General features: G+C 66.7%; 24 protein-coding genes and 1 tRNA gene. 14 read left to right on the forward strand and 11 right to left on the reverse strand.

From position 1 onward, the window contains the following. Positions 1 to 4 precede the first annotated feature (4 nt). Both VFC51_10240 and VFC51_10245 read left to right on the forward strand, forming a co-directional pair. A complete protein-coding gene (locus VFC51_10240) occupies positions 5 to 580 on the forward strand; it encodes a hypothetical protein (GenBank protein HZT07397.1) in 576 nt (191 codons plus the stop codon). 11 nt (positions 581 to 591) lie between these two features. Further along, positions 592 to 1,248, forward strand: a complete 657-nt coding sequence (locus VFC51_10245; GenBank protein HZT07398.1) for a heme-binding protein — start codon at positions 592 to 594, stop codon at positions 1,246 to 1,248. Here VFC51_10245 and VFC51_10250 read toward each other — a convergent pair. Both VFC51_10250 and VFC51_10255 read right to left on the reverse strand, forming a co-directional pair. Next, complete coding sequence (locus VFC51_10250) at positions 1,245 to 2,312, reverse strand: LLM class flavin-dependent oxidoreductase (protein HZT07399.1); 1,068 nt, start codon at positions 2,310 to 2,312, stop codon at positions 1,245 to 1,247. The two genes, VFC51_10245 and VFC51_10250, sit on opposite strands and share 4 nt — an antisense overlap. A gap of 161 nt (positions 2,313 to 2,473) precedes the next feature. Continuing rightward, positions 2,474 to 2,683, reverse strand: a complete 210-nt coding sequence (locus VFC51_10255; protein HZT07400.1) for a hypothetical protein — start codon at positions 2,681 to 2,683, stop codon at positions 2,474 to 2,476. A 48-nt stretch (positions 2,684 to 2,731) separates the two neighbouring features. On the opposite strand from VFC51_10255, the gene VFC51_10260 reads away from it, so the two are divergent. Beyond that, positions 2,732 to 3,820: a glycosyl hydrolase gene (locus tag VFC51_10260; GenBank protein HZT07401.1), complete on the forward strand. Its 1,089-nt coding sequence runs from the start codon at positions 2,732 to 2,734 to the stop codon at positions 3,818 to 3,820. 479 nt (positions 3,821 to 4,299) lie between these two features. On the opposite strand, the gene VFC51_10265 is transcribed toward VFC51_10260, so the two are convergent. The 3 genes from VFC51_10265 to VFC51_10275 form a co-directional block, all read right to left on the reverse strand. Continuing rightward, on the reverse strand, positions 4,300 to 5,526 hold the full coding sequence (locus VFC51_10265) for a Rieske 2Fe-2S domain-containing protein (GenBank protein HZT07402.1): 1,227 nt from the start codon (positions 5,524 to 5,526) through the stop codon (positions 4,300 to 4,302). An 87-nt stretch (positions 5,527 to 5,613) separates the two neighbouring features. After that, positions 5,614 to 7,398: an ABC transporter substrate-binding protein gene (locus VFC51_10270; GenBank protein HZT07403.1), complete on the reverse strand. Its 1,785-nt coding sequence runs from the start codon at positions 7,396 to 7,398 to the stop codon at positions 5,614 to 5,616. A gap of 1 nt (position 7,399) precedes the next feature. Beyond that, complete coding sequence (locus VFC51_10275; protein ID HZT07404.1) at positions 7,400 to 7,867, reverse strand: SRPBCC domain-containing protein; 468 nt, start codon at positions 7,865 to 7,867, stop codon at positions 7,400 to 7,402. Positions 7,868 to 8,097: 230 nt separating this feature from the next. On the opposite strand from VFC51_10275, the gene VFC51_10280 reads away from it, so the two are divergent. From VFC51_10280 to VFC51_10295, 4 genes are all read left to right on the forward strand, one after another. Then, the gene (locus VFC51_10280) at positions 8,098 to 9,489 is read left to right on the forward strand and encodes a Rieske 2Fe-2S domain-containing protein (GenBank protein HZT07405.1); all 1,392 of its coding nucleotides are present in this window, start codon (positions 8,098 to 8,100) and stop codon (positions 9,487 to 9,489) included. A gap of 63 nt (positions 9,490 to 9,552) precedes the next feature. Further along, positions 9,553 to 9,744 (forward strand): hypothetical protein, encoded by a 192-nt coding sequence (locus tag VFC51_10285; GenBank protein ID HZT07406.1) that lies wholly within the window; start codon positions 9,553 to 9,555, stop codon positions 9,742 to 9,744. 37 nt (positions 9,745 to 9,781) lie between these two features. Beyond that, positions 9,782 to 10,777, forward strand: coding sequence for a protocatechuate 3,4-dioxygenase (locus tag VFC51_10290; protein HZT07407.1), 996 nt, complete (start codon positions 9,782 to 9,784; stop codon positions 10,775 to 10,777). A gap of 46 nt (positions 10,778 to 10,823) precedes the next feature. Then, positions 10,824 to 12,557, forward strand: coding sequence for a thiamine pyrophosphate-dependent enzyme (locus VFC51_10295; protein ID HZT07408.1), 1,734 nt, complete (start codon positions 10,824 to 10,826; stop codon positions 12,555 to 12,557). Positions 12,558 to 12,609: 52 nt separating this feature from the next. Here VFC51_10295 and VFC51_10300 read toward each other — a convergent pair whose 3' ends face one another. After that, positions 12,610 to 13,422, reverse strand: a complete 813-nt coding sequence (locus tag VFC51_10300; GenBank protein HZT07409.1) for an NAD(P)-dependent oxidoreductase — start codon at positions 13,420 to 13,422, stop codon at positions 12,610 to 12,612. A gap of 2 nt (positions 13,423 to 13,424) precedes the next feature. Next, a complete protein-coding gene (locus VFC51_10305) occupies positions 13,425 to 14,579 on the reverse strand; it encodes a Rieske 2Fe-2S domain-containing protein (protein ID HZT07410.1) in 1,155 nt (384 codons plus the stop codon). 147 nt (positions 14,580 to 14,726) lie between these two features. Here VFC51_10305 and VFC51_10310 point away from each other — a divergent pair, with 147 nt between their 5' ends. Then, the gene (locus VFC51_10310) at positions 14,727 to 16,352 is read left to right on the forward strand and encodes a thiamine pyrophosphate-dependent enzyme (GenBank protein ID HZT07411.1); all 1,626 of its coding nucleotides are present in this window, start codon (positions 14,727 to 14,729) and stop codon (positions 16,350 to 16,352) included. A gap of 34 nt (positions 16,353 to 16,386) precedes the next feature. Here the strand turns inward: VFC51_10310 and VFC51_10315 are convergent, their stop codons facing one another. Both VFC51_10315 and VFC51_10320 read right to left on the reverse strand, forming a co-directional pair. Next, positions 16,387 to 17,385 (reverse strand): methyltransferase domain-containing protein, encoded by a 999-nt coding sequence (locus tag VFC51_10315; protein ID HZT07412.1) that lies wholly within the window; start codon positions 17,383 to 17,385, stop codon positions 16,387 to 16,389. Between the two features lie 157 nt (positions 17,386 to 17,542). Beyond that, entirely contained in the window at positions 17,543 to 18,847 is a 1,305-nt protein-coding gene (locus VFC51_10320) for an NPCBM/NEW2 domain-containing protein (GenBank protein HZT07413.1), read from the reverse strand. Positions 18,848 to 18,854: 7 nt separating this feature from the next. Between VFC51_10320 and VFC51_10325 the strand changes: the two genes are divergently transcribed. Together VFC51_10325 and VFC51_10330 are read left to right on the forward strand one after the other, a co-directional pair. Continuing rightward, positions 18,855 to 19,058, forward strand: a complete 204-nt coding sequence (locus tag VFC51_10325; GenBank protein HZT07414.1) for a hypothetical protein — start codon at positions 18,855 to 18,857, stop codon at positions 19,056 to 19,058. A gap of 444 nt (positions 19,059 to 19,502) precedes the next feature. Continuing rightward, a complete protein-coding gene (locus VFC51_10330) occupies positions 19,503 to 19,778 on the forward strand; it encodes a hypothetical protein (GenBank protein ID HZT07415.1) in 276 nt (91 codons plus the stop codon). 156 nt (positions 19,779 to 19,934) lie between these two features. Here VFC51_10330 and VFC51_10335 read toward each other — a convergent pair whose 3' ends face one another. Next, on the reverse strand, positions 19,935 to 20,453 hold the full coding sequence (locus VFC51_10335) for a hypothetical protein (protein HZT07416.1): 519 nt from the start codon (positions 20,451 to 20,453) through the stop codon (positions 19,935 to 19,937). Between the two features lie 843 nt (positions 20,454 to 21,296). Between VFC51_10335 and VFC51_10340 the strand changes: the two genes are divergently transcribed. After that, the gene (locus tag VFC51_10340) at positions 21,297 to 22,511 is read left to right on the forward strand and encodes a hypothetical protein (protein ID HZT07417.1); all 1,215 of its coding nucleotides are present in this window, start codon (positions 21,297 to 21,299) and stop codon (positions 22,509 to 22,511) included. Positions 22,512 to 22,528: 17 nt separating this feature from the next. Here VFC51_10340 and VFC51_10345 read toward each other — a convergent pair whose 3' ends face one another. After that, positions 22,529 to 23,647 carry an LLM class flavin-dependent oxidoreductase gene (locus tag VFC51_10345; protein ID HZT07418.1) on the reverse strand — a complete coding sequence of 373 codons (1,119 nt, stop codon included), beginning with the start codon at positions 23,645 to 23,647 and terminating at the stop codon, positions 22,529 to 22,531. An 81-nt stretch (positions 23,648 to 23,728) separates the two neighbouring features. Between VFC51_10345 and VFC51_10350 the strand changes: the two genes are divergently transcribed. The 3 genes from VFC51_10350 to VFC51_10360 all read left to right on the forward strand — a co-directional run bounded on the left by VFC51_10350 (position 23,729) and on the right by VFC51_10360 (position 24,602). After that, positions 23,729 to 24,166 (forward strand): VOC family protein, encoded by a 438-nt coding sequence (locus VFC51_10350; protein ID HZT07419.1) that lies wholly within the window; start codon positions 23,729 to 23,731, stop codon positions 24,164 to 24,166. A gap of 205 nt (positions 24,167 to 24,371) precedes the next feature. Beyond that, positions 24,372 to 24,446 (forward strand) — tRNA-Lys (locus VFC51_10355). Positions 24,447 to 24,458: 12 nt separating this feature from the next. After that, the gene (locus VFC51_10360; protein HZT07420.1) at positions 24,459 to 24,602 is read left to right on the forward strand and encodes a hypothetical protein; all 144 of its coding nucleotides are present in this window, start codon (positions 24,459 to 24,461) and stop codon (positions 24,600 to 24,602) included. Positions 24,603 to 25,271: the final 669 nt, after the last annotated feature.

Here is a 25,271-nt window from a genome sequence, read left to right on the forward strand (position 1 = left end):
CGGGATGCGGCTCGGCCCCCTGACGCTTCCCTGGCGCCGCAATCCGCACGCGAACGATCCATACTGGGAGCACTTCGTCAATACTCCCTTTCACGACCTCGCGAACTCGGTGCCCGAGCTGTTGAGAAACGCGCCGGAAGGTGTTGTCTTCCCGGCCAAAGCCGAGCTGCACACCCCCGCGATCACGTCCGACCATCTGAAACAGCTCGCCACGTACCTTGGAGCCTGCATGACGGGCATCGCGCGGCTCGAACCTCAGCCGGTCGATGAAGGTGGCCCGTACCCGTACGCGGTCCTTTGCGCGGTCACGGCCGATTACGATCCGCGAACGGCGCCAGGCCTCGGCGGGCAGGTGCCCGTGCAGAACGCGCTCTTCGTCACCTTCGTGCTCAGCGCCTGGATGCGCGAGCTGGGGTATCGCGCCACTGCCGTCGAGGACCCCGACGCGGTCAACCTCGCCGTCAAGGCCGGGATGGGAAGGCGCACCGCGGACGGAAGGCTCGAGACAGCCAAATACGGCACCGGCGTTCACATCGAGAAGATCATTCGAACTGACCTGCCGCTCGCGGCGGACGGCTAGAGAGGAACGCCTTGTCCTACGTCATCACGGATCTCTGCACCCTTGACGGCTCATGCGTCGAGGTATGCCCCGTCGCCTGCATCCACACGAAGCCGGGCGCGCCCCAGTACTACATCGATCCGGACGTCTGCATCGAGTGCGAGCAGTGCGAGATCGTCTGTCCGGTCGACGCCATCTTCCTGGACTGGAAGCTGCCGGACGAGCGCGAGGCGTCCATCGAAGTGAATGCCAGCTTCTTTCGCAAGAACAAGGCCGTCGTGGGGCCGCCGCCCGCGGAGGCCGCCTGGGAGATGGTCCGCGGCGCCCAGGCGTACGCGTCGCATCTCGGCATTGCCGTCGCCGTCGCCGTCGTCGACGGCGCTGGCGTGCCCATCGCCGCGGGACGGATGGACGGCGCGCACCCGCTCATGTCGGAGCTGGCGCTCAACAAGGCTTTCACGGCGACCAGCTTCCACGTCGGCACCCACGAGCTGTCTCCGCAGGTCCGACGGTTGCGAAGTCTCATCGTGTCGAGCCGGGGCCGTTACGTGGCGTCGGGAGGGGGCATCCCCATCGTCGACGGCATTGCGGTGTTGGGCGCCATCGGCGTGGCCGGCGGGCGGAGCGAGGAGCAGGACGTCCAGTGCTGCCGGGCCGGGCTCGCGGTCGTCGAGGACGGCGAGCGCTAGCCGACCGCGGCCGTCGCCGGCGTTGCCGACCGCATGCGCGGAATGACCCCTTCGGCGAAGAGCCGAAGAGAGCGCTCCGCGACCTCGAAGCTGACGCCGCCAAAGAAGAAGGTCCCGTCGATCCCGGTGATCCCCAACTCCGCTTGCGCCCGTCGCAGCGTCGCCACGACGTCGTCCGGCGTGCCCGCCAGGATGCGTCCCTCGTCGATCCACCGTTCGATCGAGAATCCTTCCAGCGGGTCGAACCCGCGATTGGCGGATGCCGGATGGAGGGCGAGCGCCTTCGCGTGAAGCCCGAAGTAATTCCTGATGGCGTCCGAGGCGATTCGTCGGGCACGGTCGCGGTCGTCGTCGACGACGACCTGGAAGTGCGTCGCGTATCGGTAGCCGCCGGGGTCCCGTCCTGACGCGTTCCACGCATCGCGGTATAGCCGCGCCAGCTCCCCCAGCTTCTCCATCGGGCGCAGCGAGCTGACCGTCAGCAGGTTGTATCCCTTCGCGCCCGTCGACGTGAAGCTCGAGGGCGTGCCGGTGCACGCGATCCAGACAGGAGGGTGCGGACGCTGCTGCGGACGGGGCCACAGCTCGATGTTGTCGAAGCGATAGTGCTTGCCCGTGTAGCTGAACGTCGGCTGAGACCAGGCCGCGAGGATGATCTCGAGACTCTCCTGCGTGCGCTCCTGGCCTTCCTCGAAGGAGACGCCGAGGTTTTGATAGTCGTACGGAACGAACCCGCGGCCCACGCCCAGCTCGAGCCGCCCGTCCGACATCAGGTCCACCATGGCGAGCTGCTCCGCCACTTCGATGGGATGGTGGAGGGGCAGCACGACGACCGAAGTCCCGAGCCGCACGCGCTTCGTACGCTGGATAAGCGCGGCCAACAAGACCGCTGGCGACGGAATCATGCCGCCATACGGATGAAAATGGTGCTCGTTCGCCCAGATGCCGTCGTACCCCAGCTCCTCAACGGAGGCGAGCAGGTCGATGAGTCGACGAAGGTAGTCTCCCTGCGGCGGGTCCTGCTCTTGAAAATACGTAGGCAGCGCGAAGATCGAAAATTCCATGGCTCACCCTCCCGACCGCCGCCTCCGGGCGACGGACGGAAGCGTAGACGCTGAGGAGGAATGCGGTCAAGCTGTGGGCGGCTTTCCAACGCTCAGGCGTTGCGTTCGATGCCGACGCGCAGCCCGAGGAGCCGCGCCGCGAGCACGGTTCCCGTCGTCAATCACACGACGATGACGCCGACCACCGCCGCAGATTCGGATCGACCGCCAACCATGAAGTCGAGCTGCAGAAGGGACAGCGGCCGCGTCCCGCTCGTCGCCAACAACGGACGAAGGGTCGCAAACGGCAATGCCGGGCCCGGCTCCCGGCAGCTCAGCGCGCGTGGATCCATATTCGTCGCATCCACCGTTGAAAATTCGGCATCCGTCAAGTACGCTCACCGGGATCGATACGCGATGAGGAAGGAGGAATTCCGACCATGGCCGTCAGCGTTTCCCCAAACGGAAGGAACCACTACGAATCCGGGAGCCCAGCGAACGAGGTGCTCGTCGCAACCGCGAACGGCGTCGTCGCGCTCACGCGCACCGGACCCGGGGCCTCATGGAGTGAATCGCGGCGCATGCTCGAGGGCAAACACGCGGCCTCCATCGCCATCGAGCCCACCAGGGGTGTCATTTTCGTCGGCACCCATGGCGACGGCCTCTGGGCAAGCGAGAACGGCGGCTCGACGTGGGAGCGCCGAGACAGCGGTATCGCCTCCAGCAACATCTACGGGCTGAACTGCGTTCAGGACGGCAGCGAAGTCCGGCTCTACGCCGGCACCGAGCCGGCCCACCTCTACGTCAGCGCCGACCTCGGCAGGAGCTGGACGGAGCTTCCGAACATCCGAAAGGTGCCCAGCGTCGACAAGTGGACCTTCCCCGGCCCGCCCCACGAGGCCCACGTGAAGAACATCGTCTTCGACCCGAAGGATCCGAACACCATCTACGCGGGCGTCGAAGTCGGCGGCGCCTTCAAAAGCACGGACGGCGGCCAGACCTGGCGCGAGCTGAGCGGCTTCTACGAAGACGTGCATCGCCTCTTCACCGTGCCCACCCGTCCAGACGACGTGTACATGGCGACGGGCCGCGGGCTCTACCACAGCGCGAACGCGGGCGATACGTGGGAGGAGCTGCCCCTGCCAGACAAGCGGATTGCCTACCCGGACGCCCTCGTGATCCTGCCCCAGGACCCGAACCTCATGTTCACGGCCGGCGCCAGCTCGAGCCCCAACGCGTGGCGCACCACCAAGGACGCGGACGCCGCCTTCGCCCGCAGCCGCGACGCAGGACGAACGTGGACCTACGTCAACAGCGGACTGCCGGACCACATCCGCGGCAACATCGAAGCGCTCACGATGCACTCGTATCCGGGCGGACTCCAGCTCTTCGCCGGCACGACCGACGGCGACGTCTTCTACAGCGAGGACGAGGGCGAGCACTGGGCCACCATCGCGCGCAGCTTGCCGCCCGTCTCCAAGGGGGGCCATTACCGCAACCTGCGGGAGGACCTGGTCGGCGCGCGCTGAGCGCCACGGCAAGACAACGCACACGCATGGGGGGCGGTCCGACTCGTCGGACCGCCCCCTTCCTTGGCAGCGAGGTGGAACGCCTTTAGCGATGCCTCTGTCATCCTGAGCGAAGCGAACGCTGACATCACGGCCGGTCAGTCGCTGCGAGATTCTTCGGCCTCCGGCCTCAGAATGACATTGACTCGCAGGCATTGAGCCCTTCGGCTTCGCTCGGGATTGGTCTGTCGAAGGGCGTCCGTGGCCCGATCGCCCCGTGCCCGTCGAAGGGCTTCCGTTGCCCGATCGCCCCGTGCCCGTCGACTTCCGTGGCCCGATCGCCCTTTGCCGGTCGCAGGGCGTCCGTGGCCCGAGCGCCCTCTGCCCGTCGAAGGGCGTCCGTGGCCCGATCGCCCTGAGCCCGTCGACGGCCGCTCGCGTAGTCGCGCGGGCTCACCCCGAAACGGTAGATCGCGCTCACGACAAACGGACCGGTCCGGTCAGACCAGCTCGAGCGCCTCCTGGCCCCGCACGTACACGATCTCGTTCCGGCTCGGGTCCCGGATGACGTGCTTGGGGTCGAGCCCCTTTTCCACGTCGTCGATCGCCTTGAGCATCATCAGGCGCATGGCCGCCAGGACGGAGTCGTGGGCCCCGAGTCGCTCCAGCTCGCGGTTCACGATAGGGCCCTGCGTCTCGTTGACCATGCTGTCCTGGGCGAGAAAGCCCTTGATGGCCGTGCCCGGCGCCGTCACCGGAATCCCGGAGATCGTGTCGTACCGGGCGTAGTCGCGGAAATAGTCGTTGCTCGGCCCCGGCTGTATGAAGTCGCTCTCGGTCGGCCACTCCCACGGCTCGCCGTGCGTCCCCAGCGGCGCGAAAGCCGCCTGGAAGCGAAGCGTATGCTCGTCGTCGACTGGGACGTACCATGACTGGAACTTCTTCACGTCACCCGATCCCCGATTGCTCTCCTGCACCCGGAGAAAGCCCGCCGGCATGAAGAAGTACGTGTAAATGACTCCCATGGTGGGGCCGTTCTTGCCGGGCGACGCCTTGTACCCACGCTGCCAGATCCCGTACTCCGTCTCCTCGAACTCGACGCGGGGCTTGGGCAACGACTCGAGGCGGTGCTTCATCTGTGACCAGTGGTCCGTGTGAAGGTACGCCGCGTGGATCGTGTCCACGGCGCCCTCTAGATTCTGGAGGTAGTTGCTGTTGATCGGGTAGAAGTCCGTCTTCCGAGTCCCATCCTCACGGACCAGCACTTCGTAGCGCGGGAGAAGGGGTTTCTGCTCCGGCGGCCCCATATAGGCGAAGATGAGCCCGCCCAGCTCCTGACATGGATACGACGGATGGCGCACGTGGTCCTTCAGGGTGCTGCCCTCCGGCTCCGCCGGCGTCTCGAGGCAGGCGCCGTCCACGTCGTACAGCCAGCCGTGGAACGGGCAGCGGATCCCGCCATCCTCGACGCGACCATAGGCCAGCGACGTCAATCGATGGCTGCAGTGCAGCCCCAGCAAACCCACGCGGCCAGCCTGGCCTGAGCCGGCCGACGGCTCGCGAAAGAGGACCAGGTCCTCGCCGAGGATTCGGATCTGACGGGGCGGATCGCCGAATTTCACGTCGGCCGAGACGCCGACCGGCTGCCAGTATCGCCGCATGAACTCACCCCCGGGCGTCCCTGGGCCCGTCTGGGTGAGGAGCTGATTCAGCTTAGCCTGCAGCATGCTTCAACCTCCGAACTATCACGAATCCGAACGTCCGCCGGCATGTGGGAGAATCATATCCGGTGGCCGGACCCGGGGCCAGCGTCCCTATCGCAGCTCCCACAGATGCCCGTTGCGCGAGTAACTGCCGTAGTTTCGACCCACGCTATCACCGCCGTCGTTGTCGTCCAGCGCCTTCAAGCGGCTCGAGACGCCGATGTGCACCGCGGTGCTGTAGAGCACGAGAAACGGAAGCTCATCCGCGACGAAATCGCTGATCGCCTTCATCGCCTGAAACTGCGCGTCGAAGGAGAGGCTGGAGCGATAGGCGTCGACGAGCTGCTGGGCCCGCGAGTTGTCGTACCCGCCGCGGTTTCCGACCCAGCGGTTCTCCGCGGACGCGGCCGGACCCTCGAGGCGGCCCAGGATCTCGTCGCCGCCACCCTGCGCGCTCGCTTCCCAGCCCGGGTAGAGGGCGCGGTACTCGGCGTTGCGCACCTGGGCCGACGGGATCGTCAGCTCCTCGACGCTCGCTCCGATGCGACGCCAGTAGTCGGCGATGGCCGCCAGCTCCTGCTCGCCCGTTCGGCCCGACGTCGCGGAGATGGGCGCGCGCAGCGGCCTCCCGTCCGAATCGCTACGAAGCACGCCGTCCGCGCCGGCCGTCCAGCCAGCCTCTCGCAGCATCGCCTTCGCCCGCTCGGGATCGTAGGCGTATCGGCGAAAGGCATCCTTCACCGCGTCGTAGAGCGGCTCGCCGGAATAGAGGAGCTCCCAGGCGGCCAGCTCGCGGTGCCCATTTTGCAGCCCCTCCGACAACCCCTCCCGATCGAGCGCATGGTACAGCGCCGCACGCACGCGCACGTCGGAGATGACGCTCGGCTCAACCTGGACGCCCGGCCGCATCTGCGGCGAGAGGAAGCGCTGCGTGCTTCGCTTCAGGTACACCGTCCCCTCGCCCGAGCTGTTCCAGCGGTCCATCAGCTCAAAGCCAAGGTTCGAGGGGAGGGTGTTTTCGAGAAAGATGTCCACCGTGCCGGAGAGCAGGTTCGCATACATGGCGTTCGGGTCGGAGAAGATCTTGATGCGGATTGTGTCGAGCTTCGGGCGCCCGAGGAAGTAGCCATCGTAGGCCTGGAGGACGATGGTGTCGGCCGGATCAAACGATGCGAGGCGAAACGGGCCGAGATGGACGTACTCGGACGTCCAGTACGGCAGGTTGACGACCTCGTCGGCGTTCATCGAGGCCAGATAGCGACGGTAGGCGGGTTCCAGGATGTGCCGGGGCATGGGCCAGAAGCGGCGGAGCCCCATCTGATCGGGCGCGTTGTACGGTCGCGCGAAGGTGATGGCGAACGTGAAATCGTCCGGCGCGGCCACGGTTTCGATGGTGCCAAAGGGCTGCTCTTGCAGGATGGGCAGGCCCGGATCGCTGTTCATGGTGTAGGAGAAGACCAGGTCCTGCGCGGTAAAGGGAGCGCCGTCCTGCCAGGTCACGTCGTGACGCAGGTGGTACACGACCTGCATGCGCCCGTCCGCGCCCAGGGAGACGTCGCCGTTCTCGATGGTCGGCACGCGCTCCGCCAGGCGGCCGACGGGCCGGCGGCTGTGGACGTCCGACGTGACAAGGGGCGCCGAATGCAGCTCCGCGGCCGATAGAAAGCCGCCGCTCGTCGTCGACGACGTGCCGATCGGTCCCATGGAGGGGACCGCGTTGATGACAGCCACGGTGATCGCGCCGCCACGCCGCTCCGGGCCGGCGGCCTGTTGCGCCGAACCGGTCGAGGGGTCGGGACTGGGCGCGGCGCTACACGCCGAGACGGCGAAGGCGAGGAAGAGGGCTACGAGCTGTGAGTGCGCGCCAGAGGAGCGGCACGTCGAGCGGCGGGCCACGCTAGGCGCTCGCGGACGGGGAAGGAGGCCACTGCGCGCGAATGTTCTCGCCGAACTTGCGAATCACATCGTTCATCTTGCGCTTGATGGCGAACTGGCCGAGGGTTGCCACCTTGCCCAGCACTTCGACGTCGCCGGATAGGTCGAGCGCGGTTTCCTGGGGGGAGGTCGGTCGAAGGCGAACCTCGAGGGCGACCCGCTGGGACACGCCGAGCCGCGAATCCTTGCCGCTGGCCCGAATGCGAATGCGCTCGGGCGCCTCGACGTCCTCCACCACGACGTCCATCATCGCTTCGACCCGGTAGGGCCCAATGTGGTCGATGAACTTGGCGCGGTAGGACTTGCCCGGCTCGACGATCTCGACGCCCACGCATCCCGGAAGACACGCGGCGAGTCGCTCCGTCTGCCAGACGAAGGCCCAGGCCTCATCGAGACTCGCCGGGACCGAGACGTGCTCCTCAACGCGCACGGCGCGCAGCCTCCGAATCGCAACCTCGCCCCACAGTTCTCCTCGCCGACCGTCTCAGTGGAAACGCGCTCATGTTACGGGCGCGGGAGAGCGCGGGGCAACCGGTCGCATGTCAACCATGGGCACCAGAACCAGTCGATTCAGCGTCGGGAGCGCCCCGTCTCGCCGTCCGGCGTGCGAGGATATAATCGGCCAATCTCCGTTTCAGCTCAGCGGGAAAGGACGGCTTCGTGCTCACACGAGAGGACAACGAGCTGCTGTGCCGGGTCGGGCCGGCGACGCCGATGGGCGCGATGCTGCGGGAGTACTGGCACCCGGTGCTGCTCTCCACCGAGCTGCCATCGCCCGACTGCGCGCCCATTCGGGTGCGGCTCCTCGGCGAGGACTTGATCGCGTTCCGCGACAGCGCCGGGCGCGTCGGCATGCTCGCGGACCACTGTCCGCATCGCGGCGCGTCCCTCTTCTTCGGCCGCAACGAGGAGAGCGGCCTGCGCTGCGTCTACCACGGCTGGAAGTTCGACGTGAGCGGCCGGTGCGTCGACATGCCCAACGAGCCGCCCGAGAGCAATTTCAAGGACAAGATCCGCCAGCGGGCCTACCGATGCGCCGACTACGGCGGCGTCGTGTGGGTCTACATGGGCGCCCGCGAGGAGCCGCCCCCCTTGCCAGAGATCCCCCTCTTCCTCGTCCCGGAGCGCCAGCAGTTCTTCACCAAGCGCCTCCAGGAGAACAACTGGGTCCAGGCCATCGAGGGCGGCATCGACACGACCCACGCCAGCTTCTTGCACGTCCGTCTCTCCCTCGACCTCGCCATGAAACGAGAGAAGGACCCGAAGACGAACCGCGAATGGGGCGCCGACGAGCAGACGAACCGAGGCATCGGCCTCGCCATGACCAATCGCTACGCGCGCTTCGAGCTGGTGGACACCGATTACGGCATCATGATCGCATCGCGCCGCGAGGCGGGCGACGATTCCACCTATTGGCGCATCAACCAATTTCTGTTCCCTTACTGGACGATGATGCCGAGCCACGCCGTCGTCGACCGCGAGCATCCCAAGAGGTCGCAGGGCGCCCATGCCTTCGTCCCCATGGACGACGAGACGACGATCACCTGGAGCTTCACCGCGAACTACGAGCGCCCCTTCACCGACGACGAGCTGGAGAAGATGCTGGAATACCCGAATCCCGGCCTGCACGCCGGCGTGCCGAAGGGTCTCCTGCCTCCCACGTCGGCGCCGATGGGCGCCTTTCGCCCTGTCCATAATCGCGAAAACGACTACGGCCTCGATTACGAGCTGCAGCGGACGAGCCAGTTCTGCGGGATCCCCGACCGGTCCACGCAGGACAACGCCGTCCAGGAGTCGATGGGGCCGATCTACGACCGCACGCGCGAGCACCTCGGCATCTCGGACACCGGCGTGATCAGGATGCGCCGGCGGCTGCTCGACGCGGTGAAGGCGCACCAGCCGGGCGGCGCCCCGCCCGGCGCCGATACGCCGTCGGCATATCGGGTCGGCGGCTGCGGGTTCATCCTCCCGAAGCAAGAGTCCTGGATCGAAACGGCCCACGAGCTGTGCACCTACCGGCCCGAGGCGCACGCGGCGCCGGCTCGCCCGTAGCGAAGATCGATAAACGCACGACAGGAACACACCGCCGCGCGGACGGCGGCACCGGAGGCACCGATGGTCGATACGCTCGTCGCCACAGTACAGGGACCGCTCGGCAAAGCGGAGCTCTTCGAGATCACCCGGACCGGCCCGAACGGCGCCATGGAAGTCGAATACGAGGTGCGGTTCGGAACCGACGTCCAGAAGTTCGCGGCCCTGGGCGCCGCGTACATCGTGGCCGGCGAGCTGACGGGCTCGCCGACGTAGTACCCCCCACCCGGGCGGATCGAAAGGAGACACCCCGATGGCGAAGATCGTTCTCGGCCTGGCGTCATCCCACGCGCCCCAGCTCGAGTTTCCGCCGGACACCTGGCGCGCCTATGGCGACCTCCAGCGCACCCAGGAGGAGCACTGGTACCAGGGCAAGGTGTACTCGTTCCCGGAGCTGCTGGAAGCGCGAGCCCACGAGCACTTCGAGCGCGAGTGCACCGACGAGAAGTTTCAGGCGCGCTGGAACGCATGCCAAACCGCGATCGGTCATCTGGCCGACACTCTCGATCGCGCCGCGCCCGACGTGTGCGTCATCGTGGGCGACGACCAGCACGAGGCGTTCCACGACGACAACATGCCGGCCATCGGCATCTACTACGGCGCAACCATGGCGGACGATCCCGCGCCCTCCGGCCGCCGCGGGGGCTACGCCGACCGGACCGTCGGCAATTATCCAAGGGAGCGCCTGACGCATCCCGGCGATCCGGCGCTCGGCGAGTACTTGATCGAGGCGATGATCGAGCACGAGTTCGACGTGACCCGCTCGAACTGTCTGCCAGCCGGACGAAAGAATGGCGCAATCGGCCACGCGTTCCACTACGTCTATCGCCGCCTCATGAACAACGAGGCGCTCCCCAACGTGCCCATCATGGTCAACACCTACTTCCCGCCCAACGCGCCCCTCGCCCGACGCTGCTACCGGTTCGGCCAGGCGCTGCGGCAGGCGATCGAGGCGTGGGACAGCACCAAGCGGGTCGCGATCATCGCCTCCGGCGGCCTCAGCCACACCGTGATCGAGGAGGACCTGGACGCGCGGATCATCGACGGCTTGAAGCACAACGACGTGGCGAAGCTCACGGACTACCCGGACGTGCGGTTCCGTGGCGGGACGTCGGAGATCAAGAACTGGGTCATCGTCGCGGGCGCGATGGCCGGCGACGGGCTGCAGATGAGCCTGGTGGACTACGTGCCCTGTTACCGGAACGAGGCGGGCAACGGCTGCGCCATGGGGTTCGCCGAGTGGACGTGACCGGGCTCCAGCGCGGAGCGAGCGAAATCTGAAGTCGGAGAACGGAATGCCTGCGGAGTGGGGCTCGGACGTCATCGTCGACATGATGAAGGCCTACGGGATCAAGTACGCGCCGCTGAATCTCGGCGGCACCTACCGCGGACTCCTCGACTCGATGCTGAACTACGGCGGCAACGAGACGCCCGTGGCCATCGAATGTCTGCACGAGGAGATCGCGGTGGGCGTGGCCCACGGATATTCGAAGGCGAGCGGCGAGCCGTCAGTGGCCCTCGTCCACAACGTCGTGGGGACGCTCCACGCATCCATGGCGATCTACGAGACCTTCGTGTCCAAAACGCCCGTCATCGTGATGAGCGGCACCGGCCCGATGAGCATTCCGGAGCGCCGGCCCTGGATCGACTGGGTGCACACGGCCCTCGTCCAGGGCAATCTCGTTCGAGATTATGTCAAATGGGACGATCAGCCCCACGACCCGGCCAGCTTCCCCGAGTCCTTCATGCGCGCGTACCGGGTAGCCATGACGGAGCCGCGGGGGCCGGTCTACATCGCCCTCGACGCCGGCTGGCAGGAGGCGCAGCTCCAGCAGCCGATCCCGATCCCCGACGTGTCGAAGTTCGCTGCGCCGGCGCCGGTGCAGGGCGATCCCGGCGCGCTTCGGCGGGCGGCGCGACTGTTGGCCGAAGCCGAGTTCCCGATCATCCTGGCGGACCGCGTCGGGCGAAACCCGGGCGCGGTGGCCAGCCTGATCGAGCTGGCCGAGGCCGCGACGATCCCGGTCGTAGACGTGGGCGGCGCGTTCAACTTCCCGAACACGCATCCCCTCGACGCGACCGGCACGGACCTGATCGGCCTCGCCGACGTGGTCCTGCTCCTCGACGTCGAGCAGCCGGAAGTCGTCCTGGTAAGCCGAGACCGGTATCCGCGCGGGCCGAGCCCGAGCCGACTCAAAGCGGGCGCCACCGTCGTCTCCATCGGCCTCTCGGACCTGGCGATCCGCAGCACCATGACCGATTACGGCCGCCTGTATCCCGTGTCCCTCTCCATCGCGGCGGACACGAGCCTGGCGATCCCCCAGCTCACCGAGGAACTGCGCTCCCTCGGGGCCACGAAGCCGTCCGCGGGCGCCGACAAGCGGCGCGCGACGATCGGGGAGCGAAAGACGTCGGCGCAGCGGCGATGGGCCGACGAGGCGGACCGCGAAGCGGGCCATCGGCCCATCTCGCACGCACGGCTCGCCCAGGAAACGTGGAGCCACCTCAAGGGCGACCCGTGGGTCCTCCAAGGAAGCCCCGAGGGCTGGGCGCGCCGCCTGTGGGAGATCGACCGACCCGGCTCGGTCATCTCCGCCGGCGGGGCCGCCGGGCTCGGGACCGGGCTGTCGCGCGCCATCGGCGTCGGGCTCGCCGCGCGCGACCGCGGCGGCTACTGCGTGGCGTTCAATGGAGACGGCGACTTCTTCTACGATCCCAGCTGTCTGTGGACGGCCGTCCACCACCACATCCCCGTCCTGGCCTTCGTGCTCGACAACGGCGGGTACATCGGCGAGGGCGGCCACGTGACGTACATCAACCAGCAGCGCGAACGGTCGACGGCGAACAAGCACATCGCCGTCGAGATCCGCGAGCCGCGCATCGACATCGCCGGCTATGCCCGGGCCCAGGGTGCCTACGCGGAGGGGCCGATCGAGGACCCGAGTGAGCTGGGCCCGGCCATCGCCCGCGCTCTCAAGGTGGTGAAGGAGGAGAGCACGCTCGCCCTCCTGGCCGTGCGGGTGCCCTAGCAAACCGCAGGACTACCCCCGAACCTTCCCCCACTGCGTCGGGGGAGGAGATTCACGGTGCGGCCTTCAGCAACCCGTGGGCCAGGGCCTGCAGACAGGTGGCGGCGCCAGGCAGCTCGACGTCGTACGTGTGGGCCAGATCGAGAGCGTCCCAGAGCACCTGATGGTACATCCAGCGCGCTTCACGGTCGCCCCACTCCTTGAGGTACTTGTCGGCCACGTAGCTCTGGGCGGAGCTGGTGCGCACGACCTCCTGAAAGACCTCGAGGTCCACGCCCGCCTTCTCCGCGATGCGAAATCCCTCCATGGACGCCATGAGGTACGTCGCGGTCATCATGTTCTGCGCGATCTTCGTGACGGCGCCCATCCCCACGTCGCCCATCAAATAGATGCTCGAAGCGGTCGTTTCCAGCACCGGGCGGCACTGCTCCAGAACGGCCGGATCGCCCCCGACCATGAGGCACATCTTCCGGTTCACCACGCCGCCGACGCCGCCGCTCATCTGGGCATCCAGGGTCGCGATCCCCCGCGCCCGCAACTCCTCGGCGGCGCGCTGCATCCGGACCGGGTGCACGCTGGTGTGGATCACGGCGATCAGCCCCGGGTGCGCCCCGGCCATCAGCCCCTCGTCCCCGTGCAGCACATCGTCGACCTGGTCCTCGTCGTGCACCGCCACGTGCACGATCTCCGCGCGCTGTGCGACCTCCCGCGCGGAGCTGGCGGCGTGCGCGCCCAGCTTGACCAGCTCGGCCACGGGATCTGGCCGCACGTCGTGAACGAAGAGATCGAACCCCGCCTGGACGATGTTCGTGGCGAATGGGCGACCCATCGAGCCAAGCCCGATAAATCCGATGCGCCGCGGCATGGTCACCTCGTCGGAATCGTTTCGAAGCGCGGCGTCGCGAGCAATGGCTCCGTCGGCTGCGTCCACTGTTTCAACGGACGGCCCTCCGCCAGTGCGCGCAGCTCCCGCTGCCAGAGCCTGCGGAACACGATCAGCGCAGCGTCGGAGCTGCCAAGCCGCTCCTGTTGACGATCCGCGATCACGCCCTGGCCGACCTGGGTGACCTCGTCTCCGATGGGGAAGTAGTTGTCCCGAAGATCGAGGTCGTCGATGGACATCCGCCCTGCCCGAATCTCGGCCGCGACTTCGGCGATCTTCTGGCTGGCCGCGATCGGGTCCTCGTCCCCCGCCTCGCGCCGATGGCGCTCCGCGCCCTTGGGCGTGAAGGTCGTCGTGGGGATAAGGTGACTCGCGTCGTCGATGGGCACCCGCCAGTGAATGCTCTGGTCCGTGTCCGACGTGTTCATCTGGAGGATGCCCGGCATGTGGTAGTGCCACACCCACGATCGCTGCAGGTCCGGCCGCGTCATCGTGATTCGGACGCCGTACTCCGTCTCCTCGCCGCTGATTCGGGGGATGATCTGCTCGCCGACGGGTCTGCGTCGGTTCCAGTGGACGAAGTAGTGGTGCAGCTCGTCGATAGCGTTGTCCATGTTGTTGAAGTAATTGCAGCCACGAACGTGCAGCGTGACCTGCAGCTCGCCCTCCCCTTCCAACGCCGGATACCGGGGGAGCGGCGGTGGCTCCCCCTCGCCCAGGTACAGGAAGATGAACCCGAGATACTCCTGGGTCGGGTATGCGCGGATGCGCACGCGATCGCAAAACGGCGCAACTTCGGCCGGCTGCTGCACGCACTGGCCGGTCGGGTCGTAGACCCAGCCGTGGTACCGGCACCGAATGTTCTCGCCTTCCACCCAGCCCGTCGAGAGCTGTGTCCCGCGGTGCGCGCAGCGAAAGGCGAGCGCATGCGCCGCGCCGGACGCGCCGCGATAGAGCGTGAAGTCCTCGCTCATCACGCGAATAGGCGCCGCTTTGCCGGACTGGAGGTCCTGGGAGCGGAAGACCGGTTGCCAGAACGTGCGCAGGTAGCGCCCGGCCAGGGTTCCGGGTCCCGTGTGGACGAAATCAGTCCGGTCAGCGGCCGCGTGGCCGTTCCCGCCCGTATGGACTTCTGTCATCTCTGCGCACCTCATCATGGATGGCGCACCGAGCGCCGCGCCGGGACTCACAGTAAACCGCACGCGCCCGAGGACCGTCAATGCTGGGGTGTGCGCCACCGCGGCCTATAGAATCGAGCTGCGGCGAGACGTCGCGGAGGAGTTGCGATGCCGGTGATGACTGGTGGGCAGGCGCTCGTCGAGCAGCTCAAGCGTGAGGGCGTGGATACCATCTTCGGGCTGCCGGGCGTGCAGCTCGACTGGATCTTCGACGCCCTTTACGACGCGCGCGACCAGATCCACGTCGTGCACACCCGCCACGAGCAGGCGACGGCGTACATGGCGGACGGATTTGCGCGAAGCACGGGCAAGATCGGCGTCTGCCTGGTCGTGCCGGGCCCGGGCCTGCTGAACGCCAGCGCCGCCCTTGCAACCGCGTACGCGTGCTCTTCGCCCGTCCTGTGCATCACCGGCCAGATCGATTCCAAACTGATCGGTCTCGGCCGCGGCATTCTCCACGAGATCGACGATCAGCTCGGCATGGTGGCTCACGTGACGAAGTGGCAGGCGCGCCCGACCTCCCCCGCGCAGATCGCCCCGCTCGTGCGCGAGGCGTTCGCCCAGCTCAAGCGCGGACGACCCCGTCCCGTCGAGATCGAGCTCCCGCCCGACGTGCTCCAAGCGACCGGTGACGTGCTCCTGGACGACCCAGCGCCCGATATCCGTGATGAGGGGGATCCCGAGGCCCTAGAGGCCGCCGCCCGGGCGCTGGGCCGCGCGCGCAGCCCCCTGATCTACGCCGGGGGCGGCGTCCTGCGCGCGGGCGCCTGGGATGAGCTGCGGGAGCTGGCCGACATGCTCCAGGCGCCGGTCGTCTCGACCGGAAATGCCCGCGGCGCCCTCTCCGATCGCCATCCGCTGGCGCTTCCGGATCTCGCCGCGGCGGCCCTCACCCCGAGCACGGACGTGATTCTGGTGGTCGGGAGTCGCTTCATCGTCGGAGGGCGCGCCAGCTGGCAGCCGGGTGAAAAGACGGTCATCCAGCTCGACGCTGACCCGACCGAGGTAGGCCGCAACTACCCGCCGGACGTGGCGATCGTGGCCGATGCGCAGGCCGGGCTGGCCGCGCTGATCCACCGGGTCGGCCGCCACAACGTCGCCCGCGCGTCGCGCGCCGACGAGGTCGCCGAGCTGAAGGCGCGCATGGCAGCCAAGAGCACAACGGTCCAGCCCGAAGCGGCGGAGCTGGCCCTCGCCATTCGCGCGGAGCTGCCGGACGACGGGTTCCTGGTCACGGAGAGTACGCAGGTGGGCTACTGGGCGCAGGCCTACTTCCCCGTCTACACGCCGCGCACGCTCATCACGTCCGGCTACCAGGGAACGCTGGGCTACGGATTTGCGACGGCCCTGGGGGTCCAGGTCGGCAACCCGGGCCGACGCGTGGTCTCCATCAGCGGCGATGGTGGCTTCCTCTTCAACGTTCAGGAGCTGTCGACCATGGCGCAGCAGCGGCTCCCCGTCGTCGCCATTGTGTTCAACGACAATGCCTACGGGAACGTCCGAGGGACCCAGGCCACTCGGTTCGAGGGACGCGTCATCGCGTCGGACCTGTGCAATCCGGACTTCGGAAAGCTCGCTGACGCCTTCGGGATTGCCGGTCGCCGAGCGACGAGCCCCGACGCGCTGCGCCGCGAGCTCCGGGCGGCCCTGGCGGCCGGGGAGCCGACCCTCATCGAAGTACCCGTCGGACCGATGGGTCCGATCGGCGGCCATCAGCGCGCGACCGGGATCTGACGTCCCACCGCCGGCGGCGGGACGATTCGGCTGGCTAGTCGTCCGGCGCGGGCTTGGTCGCGACAATCACGTCGTGGTCGCCGAGCCCGGACTCCGCGTACCAGAACGGCGCCCGCCCGCACCAGCCGCCGTAGTAAACGCCGTCGTCGATCGAGAAGCCGTATCGCTCAAAGAGCGCACGGACGTGCGGCTCGTCGTAGCCAATGCCGTACTCGGGCACCTGGGCGCTGATGATCCACGCTGGAGTGCGATGGATGCGAAAGCGCAGCGCGCCCTCTCCCGCCTCCATTCGCCGCTGGGCATCGTCGTTGATGAGAAAGAACGTGGCAAAGCAGCGCCCGCCCGGCTTGAGGACGCGGGCGAATTCCGCGACGTAGTGCTCCATGTCCTCGGGGAGCATGTGGGTGAAGACGGAGGCTAGGACGACGACGTCGAACGATGCATCGGCGTAGGGGAACGCGAACGCCGAGGGTGGAACGCGGCCCTTCGGGTTGTACTCCTTGTTGAAGACGTCCGCCAGCGTGAAGCGGAAGTTGGCGCGTCGCGCCGCGATGTGCCCGTTGCACCATTCGATGCCCGAGGGAACGATATCCAGCCCGTCGTACGCGCCGTCCTCGCCCAGGAAATCTGCAAGCGCTACGGCGAGGCGGCCGATTCCACAGCCGACGTCCAACACCCGCGACGTGGGCGTGAGACCGGCGACCTGCACCAGCCGTTCCACGAGCACATCGCCGCTCGAACGAAACGTGTCGACGGCACCGACGAAGATCTCCGACTTGGGCGGAACGAGGTCGTCCTGTGTTCCGGCCAACCGCTCGAATACGTCGGCCGGGAGAAAGTAGAGCCTTCGCAGACCCCAGCGGATGGACCTGGGGAGAGATGGGAGGATGACGCTGGTGAACGCCGGGTGCGTAAAGAGCGCGCTCCGCGCCGCGTAGAGGCCGGAGAGAGCCGGATTGCGGGGCGACGTTCGAGTCGACGGCGTCCCTCGGGAGCTTTCAGATCGGTTCACATCATGATGGTTCGCGTCCATCGGCCGACTCCAACACACGAATTTCCTCGCACTATGGCTCTCGCGCGGCGGCTGCTTCCCGTAGTCTAGAGCCAATCGACGGGGGTTCTGCCGCTCGCAACACGAGCTGTAACGCGACTGTCCGCGTGGTTTCGGAATTGTTCGGCGGTGTGCGCGCTTATGGCGCGGGCGCGTACATGACGAACCAGTCGACCTGGATGTAGCCAGAGAGGCTGGACGACGGGCAGCTCCCCCAGCATGCCTCGTTTTGGAGTACGTAGCGCATGGGCGTGCTGGGGATGTTCGTCGTCGAAGTTCCAATGACCACTCCATCCAAAATGAACTTCGTCTGGGTCGGACCCCACTCGGTGGTCGCGGTGTGCCAGCCGCTGGACCAGAGCGTGCTGGTGCAGAAGGCATCCTGGTCGCCGGGCGAGGTGGCGTACTCGTGGTGCAGAAACGCGCACATGCTGGAGTCGATCCCGCCCTCCGGGAAATCGATCTCGCCGTCGTACGGCCAGTTCTCGCTCTGCGGCCAGAGGAGCCACGCGGAGTAGAACCCGGGGAGGGAATCGGTCCGGAAGCGGACCGAATATTTCCCATAGAGCTGATTGATGGGCGCGCCGTTCTGGGCGGGCTGCATGGCCGCGTCGAGGGCGTAAACGCCCGGGCTGCCGTAGCCGCCGTTGATGTTGAGCTGCGCGCTGGTCAGGTATTCGCTGTGGAGATTGAGCTGCATCATGCCGTTCGACGCACTCACCACCTTGCTGGGATAGTAGCGGCTCATGGCGCTGTATCCGGCGGTATTGGACCAGCCGTCGGGGTATGGCGACCAGCGCGACCCGTAGATCTGCGCGAACTGACCGACCGCAGCGTCCTGGGTGAAGTCGTCGGCAAAGATCTGGTGCCAGCCGGGGAGGTCTCCCACGGGCATCGGAACGCCCGACGGGCTGCTGCCCGACGCGATTGGCGTCGCCGTTGGGACCAGGGCCGCCGTGCGCGTTGGCGTTGGGCTCGATATGCCGCTGCTGGCGGACGCGGACCCGAGCCGCGCGCCTGCCCAGTCGGCGTGGTCGTACCAGTTCCCATCGCCCCCATCCGTGACCGTGAGGTTCAGGAAGTTCACCCCGGTCACAGAGATGCTTACCGTCTTGGTTGCGCTCCCATTCGTCATCACTCCACTGTCATAGCGCAGAACGCCGTCCGTCCAGACCTGAAAGTTCACCGTACCGAGCGTCCCCTCTTCGTCGTCGACACCGATATCCGATGTGAAGGTCGAGTAGCCGCCACCAAGGGCGAACTGGATATCGGAGTACGCGTTGGTACCGAAGCCCTTCGGGTAGACGACGCCGTTCAGTGTGATGGGGTGGCCATCACCGGGTGCGCTCTCGCCGTTACTCATGTTCCGCTCGACCGGGCCCCAGGCGTTGTTGGCGTAGACCCATGGGAGGTCGCTGAGATACGTCGACCCAGCAGACTGGATCGTCGTGGTGCTCGTCGCGGACGGTTGGACGGCGACCGTCGAGGTCCGCGTCGCCGTTGCGGTGGACGAGGAGGTGGAAGATGGGAGTGCCGTCGGCGTTGCGCTTGGGAGGGTCTTGTTCGTGAGAGTCGGTGTTGGGGTCATCGAGGGCGAGGCAGCCACGGTCGCCGTCCGTGCCGCCGCGGTGGCCGTCGCGATCGCGCGACCGTGACTCGCGAGTGACGCGTGTTGGACGGTTTGTACGGCCGTCGTCGTCGCCAAGGCTGACCGACCGTGACCTGCCGCCATCGCCTCGTGGGACATACTCGCCCCAAACACGAAGAGCAGCGCGGGCAGAGCCAGGAGGGCCGCGAGACTCCGGAAAACGGGAACACGCGAAAGGAACCGCTGAACCACGAACGAGCCTCCACTCGGCGCGCTCAAGCGTCATGCCCGGGAAGATCGGGCCGCTGCAGCGCACCACGAATGTGGCGCCCAGTATGCGACAGTCCTGTTACGAAACGCAAGTACAACCTCGACGCTTTGTTTACACTTTCACATTTATGAGATGGACCTGTGACCTCCAATCCGTCACATGGTGGTAGGAAAGGTGTGCGAGCCTTATTCGGCAGCGCCATGGTCTGGAGATGGTTCCGACACCGGGGTCAAGTCAAACGTGCCGGCAACCGACGTCCACGCGCGCGGTAACGTTGGCGAGGCTACCCTTTGTCCGAACCACATCGTGACGGCGTATCGGGAGGACGTCATGTGCATGAACTGCGGGTGCATGCGGGCCCACGATGACATGGGCCAGCCCAACGTGAACATCACGTACGAGGACATCAAGCGCGCGGCGGATCAACACCGCATGACCGTGCGTCAGGTGCTGGACAACATCCAGACGACGGCGCAGCGGGACGAGGCAGAGCACCCAGCGGAGTATGCGGCGTAGCGCGGATCCGCTCGCTCTACGCGGCGAGCCCGTCCTGAAGGCGCGTCCGAAGAAGGACCGGTCATCCTGAGCGAAGCGAAGGATCTCCACAGCGCCGGACAGCGCCTGGCCGACTCTTCGCCTGCGGGCTCAGAATGACCGTTTCGGAGCCGCCCTCTAGCAGTTGTCGCGCAGGTCAGCGTTGCTCGGCCGAAAGAGCTGGGCTTCCTTCATGCGCGTGTTCTCCTGCGCGCGCAGGTCTGTAGCCTGCCGCATCGTCGCCGCCCACTGGGGGTCTTGCTTGTCGATACGCATGGCTGCCGCGACGGTCTGGGTCACCTGTTGGTGCAGGTCAAACGCTTCGAGCAGCCGATCGTGATACTGGCTCAGGCAATCGGGTGGCTGCACCGTCGCGACGCTCTCATAAGCCCGGGCGTCCGATTCCACGATCTCATCGAGCTGCTGCCACCAGGTGTCGTCGAGGCGCGGGTTGTTCACGAGGCTCACCAGGAGATCCGCGCTGCGATTCAGCCGGTTTGTCGCGTTATTGACGAGCGAGATGTATTCCGACACTCCCACGACCCGCGGCCCATCGTCGGAATCCTCGTCTGCGTCTTGGGCGCGGACCTGCGGGAGGTGCGCGAACGATTGGAGAAGCAGGATTACGACGAGCAATCGAAAAAAGATGAGACGCATGAACTTTCCACCTTCGTTCCACGGGTGACCGCGCCGTGACGCGCTGTCCCGCGTCGCGGCCTCGCGGCGATTCGGGGACTCGCCGCGATGTGCGGCCTCGGTCGCGCTCTGCGCGCCAGGAATCGCCGCCACCATAGTCGCCCGGTGGCGCGGCTGTCCAGTTTCTGCTGCCGCGGCGTCCGCTATCGCGGCCTTCGCCAACAAGGAGCACTGCGCCCCGGCGCGTGTACGCGATGGTTCAGACCCAGCACCCCACGGGTAGGGATTTCCTGACCATCCTTTTGGGCGGGGCGTAAGCCCGCGGTAGCCGTTATCTTTGGACAACAGCGCGAAGGCGGGTTGCCCATGGCCCGTCGGTGCCGGGCGGCCACGGCCATCTCACACTGGAGTGTCTGACTGTGAACGTTGGCACGCGGAGATTGCCCGACCGGTGGCTTGGGGCGATCTTGATGGTGACCATGCTGATTCTGCCGTCCGTCGTCGGGGGTGCATCACCCGACCACATCACCCTGGCAGCACAGGTGGCCAACAACGCGAACATCGATCCACGCGACATCACGCCCGAGGATCTCTGGACTGCGGCGCTCCCGCCAGGCACAGACGCGGACCTCGGCGATGGCGATGCGCGGTGGTGGCCACGACTCCCCGAATTCAACGTGCCGCCGTATCGCGGCGACGGCACGATGGTGCCAGGGCGCCGCTTCACTGTGGCACAGACCTACGTCAACGTCGACGCGCTGGATGCAAATTTGGAAGCCGCCCTGACTCTGTTCACCGGGCCGGAGGCGGCCAGCGCAGCCTTTCTCTCGTATTGGGATACGACCGATGTCGGTGGAGTGCTGATTGACGGACCTCCGATCGGCGACGAAACACTTCTATACGAGGACGCGCACCACCGACTCAGGAGCAGCGGACGAGATCGCGGTGCGCTTCCGCGAGGGCCCGGTCGTGGCCCGGCTCGCTTTCCTTGGCTCCGACGAGAATACGCCCGATCGTGTAGCCCGGTCGGCATCCGCGCTCGACGGTCGGGTACAGGCGCTGCTACGGGGCGAGCTTCGCGCGCAGGGGATGGATCCGGGCCTGGCCGCGCACCTACCCCCTCCCGTCGATGGCGTTGGTCCCGTGCTGGGTCGAGTATCGATTTCGCCGGAGGCGTGGGCCGCGATCGACACCACCGGCGATCCGGACACGGTGCAGTCAACGCTGCGAAACGGGGGGGCGACGCGGCTGGCCTTCCAGCGTTCAGCGCTGGCGGCGGATGCCGACCACGTGATGGAGTTCGTCCTCTTCCCCTTCGCCCGTGGCGAGGCCGCGCGTTCCTTCGTTGGCGGGTACCTCGACCAGATCACCGCGGATCCAGCGAGCCGCCGCGAAGTGACCGGCATTGGTGACGCGGGCGCCTTCGCCTTTCACGACGATGTCTATGAAGCGCAGTTCGCGGTGGGACGATACGTCGCGGACGTAGCCTGCCTGGCGCCGTTTGCGACCGTGGGTGCGGTTTGTGAGGCGCCGGTCCGCGAAGTCGCGGCCGCGTGGTACGCCCGGCTGCAGTCCTCATCTGGCGACGGTTCGTCGACCGGCGGCATCGGCAGAGACCTCACCGACCCCCGCGCCGAAACGTTCGTGCGACGCGTTGTGCCGACGCTCCTTGCCGACAATGCCGACGAATCGGACGCAGGCGGCGTCGACACCACCATGGCGGGAACCTGGAGAGTCCTCTCCGCCCGTCTCTTCTACGATGCCGGCGGCGCGGGATCGGCACGGACGGAGGGGCCCGACCTCACCCTCGGCTCCGACGGCGCCTATGTCTACGGCAGCACCACGGGCACCTGGAGCGTGGGACCGGTCGCTGACGACGACTGGTCGCGCTGGCAGGTGTCGCCCTACGGCCCGATGAGGAAGATCACCTTCGCGGGTTGGCAGCCAGGCGGCAGCGCGGATGGGCCGGTGGAGGAAAGCACCGGCCCGGTGGACTACTTCTGGGCGATCTATCGCGCCGAGCCACCGACCGTCGGCGATCCAGGTCAGGTCCAGATCAAGTTCGGTCGTCGCAACTGAGCGCACCAGTCGGGTCGTCAGCGAATGCCTGGCAGGACCTCGCTTGCGAATAGCTCCACGCTGCTCCGCGCCTGGAGCGGCTCCATGCTGCCGAACGGCGTAATGGCTGCAAAGAGTCCGACGCCCAGCTCCGCCTGGCGCTCCCGAATGCGCTGGATCACCGTATCGGGCCCACCGATGTAGTAGCGGTGGCGGGCCAGCGTTTCGTAATCCGCGGCCTCCGGCTGGCGAGGGTCCTCTGACTGCTGCGATCGATAGGCGTAGCTACGCGGTGATAGACGGCGAGCAGTGAACTCGCGCAGCGGGCCCCCGGCGATCAGGCTCCTCAGCTCATGGTAATGGCTCAATACGTGGTCCTCGGCTTCCGCGCGGGCGGTAGCGTCCGTCGTGCTCACGTACGTCGGACCGATGATCCCCATGTCCCCAGGGGTCGGGTCCCAGCCACACTCGTCGTGCGCGAAGCGCCGATAGTACGCGAAGCCGTCCACCATCTGCTGCGTTGACGCGAAGCCCATGAGGAGTGGCGCGCGATGTCGCGCCGCCCACTCGATACTCTCGGCCGTGGTCGCGGCGGCCACGACGGGCGGATGGGGCTGCTGGACCGGGCGGGGAAGAATCGAAACCACATCGTAGTTGTAATGGGCGCTGTGCCAGGAGAACGGCTCGGGCTCTGTCCACGCTCGGACGATCAGCTCCCAGGCTTCCTCGAACATCGCGCGACCATCGGCAATGTCGACGCCATAGGCATGGTATTCGCGCCCGCCGCCGCGAATGAATCCCGCCACCAAACGGCCATGAGAAAGCACGTCGATCATGGCCAGCTCCTCCGCGAGCCGGACCGGATGGGCGTGAAGCGGGAGACAGTTGCCGAGCAGCCCGATTTTGGCGTTGTGGGTGTGAGTGGCCAGCACAGCGGCCATGAGGTTGGGCGACGGTGCGGTCCCCACCTTCGTGTAGTGGTGTTCGGCGAGGGCAAGTCCGTCGAAGCCGAGGTCATCGGCGGTACGAAAGAGATCGAGATAAGCCCGATACAGCTCGGGCGCCCGCGAGCGCTCGAACATTTGACCGGGGAACGGGAACGGAATGTCGCTGTAGTGGAACGGCCACGGCATCAGGGTGTAGTACCAGACTTGCATCGGCTCTCCCGGTGGATCGGCTACGCCCGCCGCGCCACGATATCATGACGGGCGAGAATTCACCACGGCGAGGGGCACAGAATGGCTCGGCAGAACGGTGTGACGGTTCAGGGGCTGATCCACTGGGCGATCCCGGTCAACGATCTGGCGGATTCCATTCGGTTCTACACGCAGGTTCTGGGGATGGAGGATGGCGGTCCCGTAGGGGACCGAATGCACTGCGTCCGGTTCGCCGGGACGGATGTGTTGCTGTGCCGCCTCGACAGCCCACAGGATCCGCGTGGGCCGCGCAACGGCTCGGTGCACATAGCATTTCGTGTCGCGCCCGAGGATTTCGACAACGCGGCGGCCCACATGCGGGAATGGGGCGTAGACGTGCAACGGCCGACCGGGCCCCCCGCAACGATTCGGGGCGACGTCGAGCACCGCGCGGCCGGGACGTTCGTGGGCCGGTCGCTGTACTTCAACGACCCGTCAGGGAACCGCCTGGAGATCCACGATCCGGCCGCGGCACCGTAGGCGGAAGATCGAGACCGGTCTGGGGATCCCCGGAGGCGGCATCGGCGCTGATGCGCATGACGCGACCGCCGACGGGCGCCCACTGGCGCCCAGCTATACTTTCGTGGGAATGCTTGACTAGCGACGCTACGATGCGCCGCTCGTATACCGCGTAATCGCTCGACAGCGGACACGGCCCGCGTCCGGTCTGCACTTCTCGTCGCCGGGGCCCGTGGCGCAACGGCAGCGCAGTGGACTTTTAATCCATTGGTTGAGGGTTCGAATCCCTCCGGGCCCACCAGCTCAGGCACAAATGCTGAACTTCCTGAATTACTTCCGAGGCTCGAATTTGGCGATCGACAAAGTGCGCCTTCCAGAGCGTGTCGATCCAGTTCTCTCGCATGCGCTCTTTAGCGATCAGCTCAAGGAGTTCTTCGGTTCGGGCCCCTTCGTCTGAGAGACGCACCGACCGAAACAGCTTCTCCTCGAACGGGACCACCGCGTGCGCGTTGTAGACGCGGTACTCGTCGCCATCGGTGAGGACAACCCACTGGACGCCGGCATGCATCGCGTAGACCAGGATCTGGTCCGGCCTGTGCCGATCGTCCATGTTGGCATCGAGCGGCTTTGCTTCGACAAAAAGCCGCGGTGTCCGATGAATCAGGAGAGCGTAGTCTACCGGGCTATCACTGGATAGGCGACGGTACTCGTGGCAGACCTCGTCGACCTCCTCGATGTCCCAGCCGAGCGTACGCAGGGTGGGCGCGATGAGCGCGGCCTTGCTCGTTCATCGACGTGCCGCGCAGCCGGCCAATGCGCTCGCGAACCTGAGCTATCACATCGGGCAGCGACACCGGCCGCATGAATCCTCCGACAGTCCCCGCTGAGACTGGCGGCATTGTAGCGTCTATACCGTGGCCATAAACTCTTCGTCGCTCGATAGTCGGCCCCGTGGGGCGAGCAGGTTAGCGTGATGATGATGCTCATCGGCACATGCGCCATTTCGGCGAGGCCGTGCGTGTTGGGGATCACGAATAGTGCAATGAGTTGATCACGAAAAGTGCAGAGGCGCCCAGGCAGGACGGGACCCTGTAGGTGATCAATGAGCGAGCCTCCGGTGTGGGAA

It is taken from the genome of Chloroflexota bacterium, from assembly GCA_035652535.1.
Taxonomy (GTDB): Bacteria; Chloroflexota; UBA6077; order UBA6077; family SHYK01; genus DASRDP01.

Excerpts from the sequence above, each read along its gene's own strand:
- VFC51_10360 (HZT07420.1), top strand. The coding sequence starts at position 24,459 with ATGCTGAACTTCCTGAATTACTTCCGAGGCTCGAATTTGGCGATCGAC.
- VFC51_10295 (HZT07408.1), top strand. The coding sequence starts at position 10,824 with ATGCCTGCGGAGTGGGGCTCGGACGTCATCGTCGACATGATGAAGGCC.
- VFC51_10260 (HZT07401.1), top strand. The coding sequence starts at position 2,732 with ATGGCCGTCAGCGTTTCCCCAAACGGAAGGAACCACTACGAATCCGGG.
- VFC51_10335 (HZT07416.1), bottom strand. The coding sequence starts at position 20,453 with ATGCGTCTCATCTTTTTTCGATTGCTCGTCGTAATCCTGCTTCTCCAA.
- VFC51_10265 (HZT07402.1), bottom strand. The coding sequence starts at position 5,526 with ATGCTGCAGGCTAAGCTGAATCAGCTCCTCACCCAGACGGGCCCAGGG.
- VFC51_10250 (HZT07399.1), bottom strand. The coding sequence starts at position 2,312 with ATGGAATTTTCGATCTTCGCGCTGCCTACGTATTTTCAAGAGCAGGAC.
- VFC51_10305 (HZT07410.1), bottom strand. The coding sequence starts at position 14,579 with ATGACAGAAGTCCATACGGGCGGGAACGGCCACGCGGCCGCTGACCGG.
- VFC51_10240 (HZT07397.1), top strand. The coding sequence starts at position 5 with ATGCGGCTCGGCCCCCTGACGCTTCCCTGGCGCCGCAATCCGCACGCG.
- VFC51_10310 (HZT07411.1), top strand. The coding sequence starts at position 14,727 with ATGCCGGTGATGACTGGTGGGCAGGCGCTCGTCGAGCAGCTCAAGCGT.
- VFC51_10345 (HZT07418.1), bottom strand. The coding sequence starts at position 23,647 with ATGCAAGTCTGGTACTACACCCTGATGCCGTGGCCGTTCCACTACAGC.
- VFC51_10285 (HZT07406.1), top strand. The coding sequence starts at position 9,553 with ATGGTCGATACGCTCGTCGCCACAGTACAGGGACCGCTCGGCAAAGCG.
- VFC51_10350 (HZT07419.1), top strand. The coding sequence starts at position 23,729 with ATGGCTCGGCAGAACGGTGTGACGGTTCAGGGGCTGATCCACTGGGCG.
- VFC51_10290 (HZT07407.1), top strand. The coding sequence starts at position 9,782 with ATGGCGAAGATCGTTCTCGGCCTGGCGTCATCCCACGCGCCCCAGCTC.
- VFC51_10300 (HZT07409.1), bottom strand. The coding sequence starts at position 13,422 with ATGCCGCGGCGCATCGGATTTATCGGGCTTGGCTCGATGGGTCGCCCA.
- VFC51_10315 (HZT07412.1), bottom strand. The coding sequence starts at position 17,385 with ATGGACGCGAACCATCATGATGTGAACCGATCTGAAAGCTCCCGAGGG.